At 63.7% G+C, this 12,498-nt stretch carries 7 protein-coding genes; 3 read left to right on the top strand and 4 right to left on the bottom strand.

Annotated features, from left to right (window positions below):
- Positions 1-55: 55 nt before the first annotated feature.
- Together ABNQ39_RS26775 and ABNQ39_RS26770 are read left to right on the top strand one after the other, a co-directional pair.
- A complete protein-coding gene (locus ABNQ39_RS26775) occupies positions 56-1,432 on the top strand; it encodes a pentapeptide repeat-containing protein (protein WP_376964150.1) in 1,377 nt (458 codons plus the stop codon).
- A gap of 430 nt (positions 1,433-1,862) precedes the next feature.
- The gene (locus ABNQ39_RS26770) at positions 1,863-2,276 is read left to right on the top strand and encodes a hypothetical protein (protein WP_376964147.1); all 414 of its coding nucleotides are present in this window, start codon (positions 1,863-1,865) and stop codon (positions 2,274-2,276) included.
- A 46-nt stretch (positions 2,277-2,322) separates the two neighbouring features.
- Here ABNQ39_RS26770 and ABNQ39_RS26765 read toward each other — a convergent pair whose 3' ends face one another.
- The 4 genes from ABNQ39_RS26765 to ABNQ39_RS26750 are packed head-to-tail and all read right to left on the bottom strand — an operon-like array spanning position 2,323 to position 11,758.
- Positions 2,323-7,254 (bottom strand): ATP-binding protein, encoded by a 4,932-nt coding sequence (locus tag ABNQ39_RS26765; RefSeq protein ID WP_376964144.1) that lies wholly within the window; start codon positions 7,252-7,254, stop codon positions 2,323-2,325.
- The gene (locus tag ABNQ39_RS26760; RefSeq protein WP_376964141.1) at positions 7,251-8,747 is read right to left on the bottom strand and encodes a hypothetical protein; all 1,497 of its coding nucleotides are present in this window, start codon (positions 8,745-8,747) and stop codon (positions 7,251-7,253) included. Before ABNQ39_RS26760 ends, ABNQ39_RS26765 begins: the two co-directional genes overlap by 4 nt.
- A gap of 16 nt (positions 8,748-8,763) precedes the next feature.
- The gene (locus ABNQ39_RS26755) at positions 8,764-10,569 is read right to left on the bottom strand and encodes an ATP-binding protein (protein ID WP_376964138.1); all 1,806 of its coding nucleotides are present in this window, start codon (positions 10,567-10,569) and stop codon (positions 8,764-8,766) included.
- Between the two features lies 1 nt (position 10,570).
- Positions 10,571-11,758 (bottom strand): DNA cytosine methyltransferase, encoded by a 1,188-nt coding sequence (locus ABNQ39_RS26750; protein WP_376964135.1) that lies wholly within the window; start codon positions 11,756-11,758, stop codon positions 10,571-10,573.
- Positions 11,759-11,890: 132 nt separating this feature from the next.
- On the opposite strand from ABNQ39_RS26750, the gene ABNQ39_RS26745 reads away from it, so the two are divergent.
- Complete coding sequence (locus ABNQ39_RS26745; RefSeq protein WP_376964132.1) at positions 11,891-12,343, top strand: very short patch repair endonuclease; 453 nt, start codon at positions 11,891-11,893, stop codon at positions 12,341-12,343.
- Positions 12,344-12,498 lie beyond the last annotated feature (155 nt).

The raw sequence follows: 12,498 nt of genomic DNA, 5'->3' as shown, positions 1-12,498 counted from the left end.
GGGAACTCCCACGGGCCAGCGCCCCGGCCGATCCCGGCCAAAAGGAGGATTTCGCATGGCGGACATCCAGGATCTGGAGCGGCTGGCCAAGGGAACGAAGGCCTGGAACGCGTGGCGCAAGGTCGATCCGGACCGCCAGCCGGATCTGCGGGAAGCCGAACTGCGCAACCTGGAGGCGGAAGGAATCGATTTCTCCGACACCTTGCTGAGCGGGGCCGACCTGTCCGGCGCCGATCTGTCCGAAGCGTCGCTTCGAACGGCCGACCTGTCGCAGGCCAAACTGCCCAACGCGGTGCTTCGCGCGGCGGACCTGTGGAAGGCCAAGCTTAAGCATGCCGACCTGTCGGGCGCCAATCTAGGGCGCGCGAATCTGACGGGCGCCGAGCTGCTCCACGCCACCATGGTCGGGACGCAACTTTCGCGGGCATCTCTCCAGGGCGCTATCATGACGAGCGCCAACCTGACGCGGGCCTGCCTCCACGACAGCGACCTCAGCTTCGCCACCCTCAACGAGGCGCTGCTGGTCGAGGCCGATCTGACCCGGGCGAAACTCGAGGGCGCCGAACTGACGCAAGCCGGACTGACGCGTGCCGACCTGAGCCAAGCCAACCTGCACCAAAGCTCGCTGAAGCAGGCCTATCTCGCCGAAGCGAACCTCAGCCAGTCCCGACTCACCGAAGCGGAGCTCAAATCCACCTGCCTGGAGCGCACGCTCCTTCTCGAAACGGATCTGCGCGGCGCCACGATCCACGACTGCAAGGTTTACGGCATTTCCGCGTGGAAGCCGCTCTTGAACGGGGCCAAGCAGGCACGCCTGCAGATCACTCCCAGCGACGAGACCAAGCTCACCGTCGACAGCATCGAAGTGGCACAGTTCATCTACCTGATGCTGAGCAGCGAAAGGATCAGCGATATCTTCAACGCCACCGACACCAAGGGCGTCCTGCTCCTGGGCCGGTTCACCGAAAAGCGCAAGGAGATCCTTGAAAATTTGCGGAACGCCCTTCGCAACTCCTACAATCTGGTGCCCATCGTCTTCGACTTCGACCGGCCGGCTAGGAGCAACCTCGGCGAAACCATATCCCGGCTATCGGGGCTGTCCCGCTTCATCATCGCCGACATCACCCAGCCGAGAGCGGTTCCCGCGGAACTTCAAATCATAGCGCCAAGCCACCGGATCCCGATCATCCCGATTCTTCAGAGGGGCAAGCCGACCTACGCCCTGTTTAGCAACCTTCTTACCCATACCTGGGTCGGCGAGGTGTTCCTTTACGATACCGCCCAGGACGTCGGGAACGCCTTGCCCGAACTGATCCGGCGGGCCGAAACCATCGCGGAAGCGATCCGGCGGCAACCCGATCGCAACGGCGTACCGGCGGGAGGCCCGGACGACGAGGACGAGCCGCCACGCCACGAGCCCGGCGGGGGCTGACCTTGCGCGGCGCCACGGACCGGGACCGCCGTCGCGCCCTGCGCGAGACTGTTCAAAACCGGCCGCCCGGCCCGCCTGGGGATCTTGCAGAACGGAACGTGTCAACGATTGTGAGACAGCCCGGTCTGCCGTTGAAGCCCGGCAAGTACGGGACGATGACGCACGATTACAAGCGCAACAGCACCACCACGCTGTCAATCGGCTTGAGATAGGGACCCTGGGTCGGCACAGAAAAGGGACCCCCTGATCTGTTGAGGACTTGTCGTCCAGGTAGTCCATGGAGGGGACCCGCGCGTGCCGCGCAGTGCCCCCATCTGCGACGGAGCGGCACGCGCGGGGAGGCGCTGTGGACCCACCTGGGCGACATCGGGGCGAGGTCAGGCGTGGTTCACAACCAAGTTCGCAGCATGGCCAGAGATTGTGAATCGGCATGGAGAACACCAGCCATGCCTTCCTGGATGCCGTGCACAAGTCGATGCGCCAGATCCGCGCCGTCATCGGGGTGGCGACCGTCGATCCCGCCCTGCTCAGGGCGACGGAGCGCATCCAGTACGAGGGCTATCTGTGCCAGGAAAAGACCAACAGCGTCATTCTCGCTCTGGCCAAAGGGGGTGTTGCCATCAAGGAGACGTCCGCCACACCAGCCACAGCCGCAAGCTCGTCCGGAAGGTCATGCGCGGTCAGCGGTCCGACATCTTCCGGATCCGGGAAAGCTCGCTTAACCTGCAGCTCCCCTGGCTGGATGTACAGTGGGCTGCCGGGCGACACAACGCGACGGACCTCTGGCATCATCCCGCCCGTCGGATGCCGACGTGCGCGGCGGGCGGGATGCACCTCGGGTTGACGCAGGCGCGATTGGCACGGCGACGGACGGACGCGAGCACAAAAACCTATCGAGTATAGCTGAGGATGCTCTCCATCTCCTTAGGACGCTCTGGAATGAGAAGTTCGGGGCGGTCCCTCCAGAGCTGAGCCATTCTGACGAGCACCGGCCTGGAGTTGCCCAGGGACACGAACGCTTCGCCTTCTGCTAAGTTGCGAATCTGGTCGGGCAGCGTGCGGTCGCTGGGGTCGAGCCTCTTCGCTGCGGCCTTTGCCATCATGGGATCCAACTGGAAGCAGATCTTCGTCTGGGCGTTGGTGGCGACTTCCTGGGGAAGGTCGCTCGGCTGCTGCGTGGCCAGGATAACCGCAAGACCCTTCGACCTGCCCTCGCGGATCATGGTATGGACAGACTTGAAGCCGGCCACCCGGTGGGCCTCATCGACGACGACGACGTACCTGATCTGTTTGGAGACCTGGGGGAGGCTCATCACCTTCTGCAGCAATGCGGAGAGGATGAACCCACCGGCAAGGACAGTGGTTAGGCCCGTGCCGGGGATCTTCGACAAACCGAAAACGACGTTCTCGGCGATCACCTCGCCGAGCGGCGGCCCGTCGCGGAAAAGGCGGTGACGGGTCAGGTCACCGATGACGCCCCTTAGATCTTCGTCGAGATAGTCGTCGAGCGTCTTCAGTGTCGGCCAGCGCCCCTCGGCGCGGCACTCGCGGTATACGGTCTCCAAAGCTTGCGCCAGCTTGCCAAGCTGCCTGTGGCCCATGTGGGCGAAAGTTCTCGCGGCGATGTCGACGGCGTCACGAATCTCGATGATCGCTGCGGCGATTGAGCGCTCGTCTGTTGTCATGAGTGCAAGCGGGTTGTAGGGCGCCCCGTTGTCCCAAAGGTCAATGAATCTCGCGCCGGCAGAGTCCGGGAAACCTCCGGCGTAGTCGTTCTTGAAGTCGGCTATGCCGAAGCAGGCCCCGCAGTTCGCAGAGAGCTGGGCGAGCAGTGACATTGTAAACTGAGTCTTCCCCTTGCCAGAGGAACCCCAGATTTCGACGTGCCCGTTGGTGAGTTCGGCCTGCGCTCCTGCGGAGCGCCAGAGAACGGGTTCGCCGTTGTCCATCCGCCAACCGAGGATAGGCGGCACAAAATCGGTCGGCGCCGGACGGGGCTCGGCCGGCGACTTCGTTTCGCTTGGCACAGTCTCGACGGCTCCGCCACTTTTTCTTTCGGGGCCGTCAGTTCCGTCCGGGGTTTCCGTACTGTCTGCGGCAGGAATGCCGCTGCCCGTTACGGACAGCGGCGCGCTGTCGTCGAGCATGATATCTTGGTTGGCCTTGGCGTCCTTGCCGTCCTCGGGAATGTCCTGGCGTTCGGGCCTTGGGACACCGCGTTCGGGACGGCGCCTCTGACGACCGCCGGGGAGTGGGCCCTTCTCCGTCTCGACGGTCCTCAGGTTGATGAGGCTGGACTTGGTAGCCTCCTCCAAGAGTTCCTTAGTAAGGCGCATGGAGTGAACGGCGATCGGGACCCTGTCGCCAAAGCGGTTATGGAAGTAATGCCGCTCGGACTCATCCAGGCTCGGTCCGAAGACGAGAGCGATGGCGGCCCATTCCTGGACGCCCACGCCGCGGCGAAACGCCTCGATCGCCTCGATCTCGGCAGACTCTAGGCGAAAACCGATCTCGCGCGCCACCGAATAGGCGGCATCGGCGATCCTGTTGAGCCAGACCCTGGTGTAGAGGTGGCTAGGATCGTGGTAGGCGGCGTACTGGGTCGCCGTGAGAGTGTGGCGGAGCTGGTCTATAGCTTCCGCCTCTGCTTTGGTGTCTGACCGTCTTGCCTTCACCTCGATGGCGGCGACGTGGACTCCCTTGTTCTCCTTGTCCAGCGCGAGGGCGAGCAGGTCGGCCCGCTTGCCAGTGGCGAACCAAGAGGCATACTCGTCAAGGCTGACGAGGAGGACCCTACAGCCGGGAGGCAGCGGCCAAGGGGTTGCCTTGCTTCCAAGCAGCGAGAAAGACACCACGTGGGCAACCAGCTCATTGATGCCGGACCCGCTCGTAGCGGCCTCGAGCGCCAGCACGCCGTGACCTTGCGATGCGACCTCACGCAGTTTCCGGCCGATGTCCCGCGAGGCCTCCTCGTCGGACACAATGCGAGCGGACTTGAGGCTTCTGGCGATCGCCCTGTCGGCCGAGCCGCCGGACCGCTGGCTGATTACGAGGCCCACCGGGGATTCGGAAGAAAGACGCCTTTCCTGGTGCAGGATTGCCACGTCCTCGCCCATGGCTCGCTCGATTGCGTCGCGCGAGGCATACCGGTCGACCGTCGCCACCCAGAGCGACATGTCGTGCACGGCCTTCAGGTAGGATTTTACCTTCCCCGGAGACGGGTTGAGCTCGGGGACACGCACTTCGTCTTCATCTGGCCACCTATCCTCAATGGCGGTTGCGAGAGTGAGCCAAGCGGCCCCCGCCTCGGTAACGCCCGGCGGAGCAAGCAGCATCCGGCGGCTGGCGCCGGGACGGACCCACGTCTTCGGAGTCATGAGGACGTCGTCCTCGCGCTCGGGCATGCGGAGCGGGACGGTGTCCAAGGAGAGCCTGGAGACCGAGTTGGAAAGGCCGGTGACCACCGCAAGGTGGGCGGTTGGCGAGCCGACCGTCGATGGCAGATGCCTCGTAGCCTCGTTGAAGTCCTTGAAGTAGCGGAGCTTCAGCAGATGCCGGGAATGTCCCCCGAGCAGGGTGTCCGCGGCAGCGAGCGCCTCCGCGTCTGGCCTCTCGCTTACGCAGATGATTTCGCAGCTCTCCAGCCTGCCCCTCCCCACCTTGCAGCCGAGCAGCTTCAGCGCCTGTCCAACCAAAAGCGAGGCGGCGCCGGGGCCGAAGGCGAGGCACTTCAGGTGCCCGCCAATCTCCGGCTGCAAAGTCAGAAGCTTGTCGATGACGTCGCCGACGGCACCTTCCGCATAGTTCTCGCTTGGAGAACCGAACTCGGAGGAATACGCGCTCCAGCTGCGGCTTTCGGTGACTGGCAGCAGCGGCCGATTGTCCGAGGCTTGGCGGATGAACGCCGGGTAGTGGCACGATGTGGCACGGGCGAGGGCGGCAGCAGCCTGGGCTCGCACCTGAAGACGTTCCGCGTCGGTCTCGGGCCTATTGGCGGTCAGGATCGCCTCGCCAGCAACTTCGCGCAGGGTTTCTAGGGCAGAGGCGACCCATTCGGCCTTCAAGGGGCTGAGCAGTCCAAGGCCAACCGAATCGCGGCCGACCACCACCCCCGCCAGGGACAGCGTCTCGAGAAAAGCGACGGCGTCCGACCCGCGTGCTTTTTCAACACAGTCGGTCCACTCGGATGCGATTCTGCGGAGCGAGGACGGGATCAGCCCCCCGTCGAACACGGTGTTGGCGACCTCGTTGATGACGGTAGCCAAGGAAGATGCGCGCGGGTCGCCCGCGACTCCTCGAACTTCGGGCGCACCGCAGAAGGCAGGCGCGGTCACCTGACCTTCGGTCTCAAGCCTTGCACACGGCGAAAACGAGAACTCGACGGCAAGCCGCAGTGACGCGAGATCGTCTGCCGAAGGTCGCCATCTGAGCTCGACGCTGTCGCGGGGCTGCTCACCGTGCAGCCTGAGCTGAAGCAGGGGGAGGACGGCATCATCGTTCACTTCTGTCCTGGAGAAGAAACCTGCGAATAGGGTTTCGTCGGTGATACCGACCAGTTCGCGCGGGCTCCTGACGAGCGCCCCGTCGACGTCGACGCCCTCTGCGGAGACGCTTTCCAGCAGCGGCTTGAGTCTGAAGGACGCGCAGGCGAGGACGGCAAGCTTCTGTGCCGCCGCGCGGGTGTCGCCTTTGTCGGGAGGGAACGGAGCGATTAGGGAGATCCGCCGCACAGGGGATTCCAGAGCGAGGGCGCCTCTGACGAGCAGATCTTCGAGGCAGTCCGAGGTGGCTGCGATGGAGCGTTCCCTGACGAGGCTCTCCAGCTTCTTCTTGGTCGGCTTTTGGAAGACCTTGCTATCATGGGCTCTGTCGAACTCCAGCAAGCCCCGGGCTGCGTCCTTCTTCTCTTCGGCCGACTTGAGGCTCCGGGCCAGATCCATGTAGTCATCCCAGGGGACCTCGCGGATCAGGTCCTCCCCGTCGGGATGGCTGGCGAGCTCGCGCTGGTAGTCCTTGGTCTCCTGGATCACCTGATCGGTGAGGTCAGGGACATAGTTGTCCAGGACGGACTTCGCTTCCTCGAAGGCGAGGTATTGGAGCCTGGACTCACTTTCCGTCTGAAGCAGCCGTACGAGTTCCTCTGAAGTCCGCGGCTTGGATGACGTTCGCTGAAACAGCCTGTCTGCCTTTTTGCGGATCTCGATGAACGAGGACGGGCTGTCGCCGAAGGTCCGATGCGCGAGCCTCAGGTTCTCGAGGAGGCGAACCGTCCCGAATCCTGCTGCGGCGGCTTCGGCATCGGAGAAACCGCCGATGAGCGGCAGCATCACCAGCGGATCATCGCCCTTGGCGATCGCTTCGAAATAGTCGGCAACCTGCTGGGCAGTCGGTCGGATCTGTACCTCGGCCTCAAGGATCGCCGCGCGAATAACTCGGAGAGGGCCGTCCAACTCAACCTTGCGTGAAGCCTCAGCAAGAAGTACGAGGCCACGCTGAGTAGCGAGGAGGTCCGACGGCGAGAGACTGGGGAAACGGGCGACGGACTGCCAGTCCGGTATCTCGAATCCCCTGCATGCAATCACGACCACGCCCCCGGAACTGTGATTCCGGATGGTCGTCGACGCCGATTTCTCATTGAGGGCCCGAATACCGAATGCGGTGGGATCGTCGCTGCCTACGAGGAGCGGGGGCAGGTCGGCGCGCCATTCCTGGGCGATACCGAACGCGAGCTCCTTGGAAATCCCCTCCATCAGAATGAACTTGGAAGCGCCCGGCATCTCGTGGATGTGGCGCACCAGGGCCTTAGCCAAGCGGTTGCTCATTCGGGCCTCCGTACGCGTTCGCCGATCATGGTGGTACTGTCGGACAGGGCGATGCCAACACCGGCGTCGACGAGAAGCGCCTCGGCCCTTCTGGCGTTCCGCGCCAGCTCTGAGCCGTCCAAGGTCGATAGAAGGCTAGTCTTCTGCCCCGCCTCGGGGGAGACGACGACGTTCCATTCCTTGTAAAGCGCGGAGAAGAAGTCGCGGGACGAGAGTGGCATACGCGACGAGAGTGCGCCGACCATCGCAGCCAACAGTTCGGGCGTTGCCGAGAAATAGCGAAAGGCGCCGGTGCCATGAAGCAACCCAATGGATTCGAGCAGCACCCTGACGCCCTCGCCTGCGCGGTCATAGTTCGCACGTTCGAACACCGTGCGGGCGATGGCCTCGAACTCGGCGGGTCCGCTGGTCTGCCTCAACTTCGGCACAAGGTCCTCTAGCCCGCTTCGACGCTCGAACTCGTCCTCCCAATCGGTTTCGGGATCCCGAGACAGCTCGGACATCTTGTCGCGCAGCGTACGGATGGTCGCCTCACGGATCTTCATCCTGGCGCGCTGGTACGAAAGCTCGCTCTGCTGGCGAACCATGTTTGCGCTCCTCTGCGGCCCACCGAAGCAAAGCAGCAGGTACCGGTCCTCCTGAGGCGTCCCCGTCGCCTCCCAGGCAACCCTAAGCGCGTGGACAGCTAGGTCCAGCGCGACGATGTTCCTGACGGCCCACAATTTGGCGACATTGCCGGTTGCCGCCTGGTTCATCACATCGTCAGCGTGGCCCGCAATCGCCTCGCCCAAAGCGCTGAGGCGGGTGTCCGCGCCCACGTCCCAGGCATCCCTCTCGTCGTCTTGGACGGCACCCTCGTCGGCGATCCCCGAGAGAGGTCGCTCGATGCGGTCGGCGATACCGGCCAGAGGCGTGTCATCCTTCAGGGCCTTCTTTAGGGCACCGACTGCCGAGGAACCCTTAGCCCTGACAGACTCTGTCGGTCCATCCAAAAGCAGCCGCGCAACGGTTATGCCAGACCCGCGCATGTACACTTTGCGGACGCTCCATGGGCGTCCGGCGCTGAGTCTAGCATCGTACCAAAGAAAGTTCTCGTGAAAGGGATAGAGGAGCCATGTACCCGGCTGGCCACGGGCAGTCTGGGGATCGATCAGCCCCGCGATCGCATCCCGGGCAAGGGCAAGGTTCTCGGATCCTTGGAAGTCCTTGCCCAAGGACAAGTAGTGGCCATAAGAGGATGCTCCATGCGTGCCGTTGCCGATCGGCGCGTTGTCCACATTCTCGAGAAAATTCCGGCCCAAGGCTAGCGAACGGAGGCCGAAGCGCCGCAGCTTGGGGGAGCGAAGATTGTTGGGGTTGTCGGGCTTCGTGTAGTCGTTCGCGGCGAGGAGTAGCAGGGTTTCGGCATAGATCTGCGACGCCCTCTCGTCTCGGTCGGGATCGATCACGAAAAGGTCCTTGGCGATCTTGCCGGGGCTTAGGCGCAGGCTCATACAGGGCTCTCCGGCTTCAGATGATCGGCAGGCGGACGGGGACGAGAGTCTCCCGAATTGGATCGGTGACGCGAGGCATGTCTGACGGCGCGTTCGCCAACGCGACGCGACCGTAGAAGTCCCTCAGCTCGGTCATCTCCGCAGTGCCGTTGCCCACCGGGCCGGAATATGCCTCGGCTTGGCGGATGGCCTCGTAGATCTCTGGCCCGATGCGGAGGACGGTGGCATCCGGCCCGTCGTCTACGGCCAGTTCGATCTCAATGTGGTCGACGTCGAGGATCTCGGTCACGAGTTTGCGGTCTGGACACCTGAGCAAGAGGCGGTCGATGGGGATCTGGGCATGCACAACGGAAGGTTTGGCGGGGCGGAAGGCGCCTGGGTCGCGCGAGAACAGGCTCGCGCTGTCCGGGACGATCAAACCCTCGCCAACGTTCGGGAACCCTGTGACGAGCATGTTCAGGCCTTTGACGATGACCTGGAGTTCCAGGACCGTCACCTCTTCGGCAGCGCACCGCCTCGCGGTTTCTAGAAGGTCGGGCAGGAAGGGCGTTCCTAGCAGCTTGGCAGCCGCACGCTTCAAGCTCCCGAAGCTTTCCTTGGCGCACTCGAAGAAGACTCTTCGCCTCCAGGTGGCAAGGGCAGAAACATCCTTGGACACCAATACGTCAAGGCAGGCGTCCACCTTCTCGGGGTCTTCGCTGGTGGAAACGGTTTCGCCGAGCGCCGCGAAGGTCATCGTGCCGACCGACGTGCGGACTAAGGACAGGTGCGATGGTGGCATCGGTGGTAGGCCGTCGTTTACATGCGCGATAGCGCGCACCGCCGACGGGGCTGCCTGGGCGTCGCGGAGCCATTCGTCAACTTCAAGGTCGGCGACCCAACCCAGACCGGTCGACCTGATCGCCGACATCACGGGCGATCGCTCGACGGCCTCGAAGTTGAGCCCCTCGCCGAACAACAGGGAGCAATACGCGTAGCGCGAATCGAACGCTTCGTGGCCCAAGTCCCTATTTCGGTCCCTCACCGTCTCGCAACAGATGCCAGCGGTGGATTCCGGCGACCCGACGGCCATCCACGAGACGATCGAGAGGACGTCCCGCAGCGTCGGAACGGTGCGGCCGCCCGCATACCTGAACAGGAGACGAAGTGCCTCGCGCACCTCGGGCTCGCGCAGGGCCCGGACATTCGCCAGGACGGGGTCGGCGAGCCCGTCGAACTCCTTCTCGTGCTCCGACCAAAGCTCCTCGCCGGTCAAGTAATCCATGAGCCGGTCCCACAAACCGGGCGCCGTCGGCCGTTGCCTGTTGGTGTTGACCACGGTGATCTCGCCGACCTTGGCGGCGCCGCAGCGGAGGGCGTGGTCTAGCGCCTCGGTAAGTTCGGCCGGGCATTTCGCGACTGCGAGAGTCCTCCGTATAACGCCCTCGTTGGCGCAGATCACCCTCTGCGAGCCGGACTTGGAAAGCACCTCCTCAAGCACCGCCACTCGGCGCGCGGCGGAGGGGACGCCGGAAAGATCCTTCACAACCCACCCACCAGGAACGACCTCGACCAGATCGTCCACCTTGGGCAAGTCGACTCCCAGCTTCGTGCAGTACGCCTCGATAGCGGCGGTCTTGCCGGTTCCGGCGTTACCGGTCAGAATCACCAGCCCGGGGGCGCCTCTGGCTGCCCAAGACGACATCCAACGAGTGAGCTTTGTAGGGATGTCGGGCCCCAAGACCGTGGCCACGGCCTGATAGTGTTCCCGGTAGGCACCAGCCTGGTCTGCCCCAAACACAGAAATGGATTTCAGCGCGGCGACGACAGCGGTATCCTGCATGTTACGCCTCCGCCTTGGCCAAGCTGCATCCAGAGGCGATGTGGCCCGCAGCGACCCTCGCACTTTCGATCTCCTTGGCGGGCCTTGGTCGCACTCCGGCGACGGTCAGCGCGTTGCAGATGGCGTCGATAATCACTCTCGCTCCTTCGGGTGGCACGGCGTTCCCGATCTGCCGGCGGATCGCCGGATAATCGGCTGCCTTGCCCCGTCCCTTGGGCCCGCAAAACACGAACCAGTCCGGAAAGGATTGAAGGCGGGCGCGCTCGCGGTTCGACAGCCGGCGCGGCTCTACGTGATGATAGCCGTGCGTCCCGCCACCACCGCCCGCGATGACGGTGTACGAGGGGCGGTCCGGGTCCAGCCGCTTGTAGACGTGGCTGATCAGCCCTTTAACGGCAAGCGGGTGCCCGTTAGGAATCACCCTATAGTTCGATCCTGGGGGGATCAGCTTCAACCGCTCGACGACTTCAGGCGAGTCGTAGCCGACGTCATGGTTAGCCTCGCCGGCGGGGGGAAGCGGGACTGCGTCCAACGCCTCGCTCACCGTCCGGTGCCTTCCACGGAAAGGGAGCGGGATCGCCGGCGGCTCCATCCCGAGATCAGACCGAAAACCAGTGACAATAAGCCTTTCGCGGTTTTGCGGGACACCGAGGTCTGCCATGTCGACGCATTCGACACGAAGGACGTAGCGCGGCCCGCCCGTCATTCCAAAATATGCAGCAGGCGCTCTGAGGGCATGGCGGACCACCGTCCATGCTTGGCCATGGTTGGCCGATAAGAGGCCGGTGACGTTCTCAAGCACGAACGCGGGAGGACCCATCACGGCGAGGTGGCGGGCAACTTCTCTGAACAATGCCCCGCGTTCAGTATTCGCACCGTCATGGTTCCAGAGGCTGGAAAAGTCTTGACAGGGAGGCGAGGCCAGAAGGATGTCGCAGGAGAATGGAGGAGGCTCAAGAGTCCGCACATCGGCTTGGACGATGTGGGCACCAAGATTTCGGCGGTAGGTCTCGGTAGCCCAGTGGTCGTTGTCGACGGCATACACCACCTTAACGCGCCCGGTCATCTCGGCGCCGAGATCAAGACCACCGCAGCCCGCGAAGAGAGTCGCGGCGCTGTAGTGCCCGTTGTCGGCCGACGTGCCGGCAAACGCGACCGTAGTCGTAGAAAGCTTGTGCTGACGCCCCATAGGAAATACCCCCTCTTATGGGGGAGGTTATACCTCGAGCGCATGGCGGAGGTCCAGATGTTCAACTCTGGAATGTGGCGGTACGATGACATCTTTGGTCAGCCGGCCCCGAGGCCTGCGAAGGAGGGGGAAATGGCTGATGTCCTTAGTCCCGCAGAGCGGGGCAAGCTGATGTCGAGGATCCGTGGGGCCGACACGAAGCCCGAGATCGCCGTCCGTCGCCTTCTCCATGGCATGGGCTACCGGTTCAGGCTCCACGTCCGAACGCTGCCAGGCACCCCCGACCTCGTGTTCCCAGGCCGCAGGAAAGTTATTATGGTGCACGGCTGCTTCTGGCATCGCCACGAAGGCTGCCGCAGAGCCTCACGACCCAAGAGCAGGGCCGAATACTGGGAGCCTAAGCTGGAGGGCAACGTCCGCCGTGATAGGGAAGCCGTCGCTGCGCTGGAAGCTGGTGGATGGGAAGTCGCGGTCGTCTGGGAGTGCGAGGTCCGGGACTCCAAGGCGCTAGCCGCCCGCCTCTCGGACTTCTTGGGAAAGCCGGGCGGCAAGATTACTTCAAAGTCACCAGCGCCTACAGGATGAGGCGCCCAGCTTCATGCCGCCCCATCTATCTTGGAGGCCAGAGGGCATCGGCCTTGGAGAGGACAAGCAACGCCAAGGCGTGTTTAGACTAAGCTGAGCTGTATCAGCGTTCGTGCAGCGCGTAAAGCGTATTGGCGAGATTGCCGAGCGCACAG

The sequence above is a fragment of the Azospirillum sp. A26 genome (genome assembly GCF_042604635.1).
Taxonomy (GTDB): Bacteria; Pseudomonadota; Alphaproteobacteria; order Azospirillales; family Azospirillaceae; genus Azospirillum; species Azospirillum palustre.
The sequence above is the reverse complement of the archived record's forward strand: the minus strand, read 5'-3'. Positions and strand labels throughout refer to the sequence as shown.

Bases quoted from the DNA above. Each gene is read 5' to 3' on its own strand.
- ABNQ39_RS26745 (WP_376964132.1), top strand. From the start codon at position 11,891: ATGGCTGATGTCCTTAGTCCCGCAGAGCGGGGCAAGCTGATGTCGAGG.
- ABNQ39_RS26775 (WP_376964150.1), top strand. From the start codon at position 56: ATGGCGGACATCCAGGATCTGGAGCGGCTGGCCAAGGGAACGAAGGCC.
- ABNQ39_RS26770 (WP_376964147.1), top strand. From the start codon at position 1,863: ATGGAGAACACCAGCCATGCCTTCCTGGATGCCGTGCACAAGTCGATG.
- ABNQ39_RS26755 (WP_376964138.1), bottom strand. From the start codon at position 10,569: ATGCAGGATACCGCTGTCGTCGCCGCGCTGAAATCCATTTCTGTGTTT.
- ABNQ39_RS26765 (WP_376964144.1), bottom strand. From the start codon at position 7,254: ATGAGCAACCGCTTGGCTAAGGCCCTGGTGCGCCACATCCACGAGATG.
- ABNQ39_RS26750 (WP_376964135.1), bottom strand. From the start codon at position 11,758: ATGGGGCGTCAGCACAAGCTTTCTACGACTACGGTCGCGTTTGCCGGC.
- ABNQ39_RS26760 (WP_376964141.1), bottom strand. From the start codon at position 8,747: ATGAGCCTGCGCCTAAGCCCCGGCAAGATCGCCAAGGACCTTTTCGTG.